This window comes from uncultured Nocardioides sp. (assembly GCF_947488025.1).
Taxonomy (GTDB): domain Bacteria; phylum Actinomycetota; class Actinomycetes; order Propionibacteriales; family Nocardioidaceae; genus Nocardioides.
Genome location: NZ_CANKYS010000041.1, coordinates 1 through 479, shown reverse-complemented (window position 1 = coordinate 479; position 479 = coordinate 1). Strand labels below are relative to the sequence as shown.

Below are 479 nucleotides of genomic sequence, written 5' to 3'. Positions count from 1 at the left end.
GCAGTGCACCACCGCCGCTGACGGGCGAGCCGTGCTGCTCGGTGAGCATCATCAGCTCCAACGCGAGCACCGCAAGCGAGCTGGCGAGGAAAGCTTCCAAGCCGTCTACCGCCAGCACCGGCCGATGGTCGAACGCACCATCGCCTGGCTCACCAGAGGTGCTCGCCGCGTGCCCTACCGCGGGGTCGAGAAGAACAACAACTGGCTCCACCACCGCGTTGCCGCGCTCAACCTGCGCCGACTCCTCACGCTGGGGCTCACCCACGACAACGGGGCCTGGCAACTGGCCTGACGCGGTCCGAAAGGGGACTCAAGCCCCACACGGACATCCACCGCCTGGCTCCAAGAGGTCGCACCGACCGCGTCGTCGCACCCAAAGTGCTGACTCAAACTCGCCGCTCGACGCCCCTGGCATCATTCCGCCCCCAGCCCACGCTGCCACGCTCGCCCAGATGACGCCTTGTTCAGCAGTCTCCTAG

Annotated in this window: 1 protein-coding gene; it reads left to right on the top strand. The window is 67.2% G+C overall.

Going from position 1 to position 479, the window contains the following annotated elements:
- The coding region (locus tag Q1B24_RS21805; protein ID WP_299933085.1) for a transposase at nucleotides 1–292 on the top strand (292 nt) is incomplete at its 5' end.
- Between the last annotated feature and the right edge of the window lie 187 nt (nucleotides 293–479).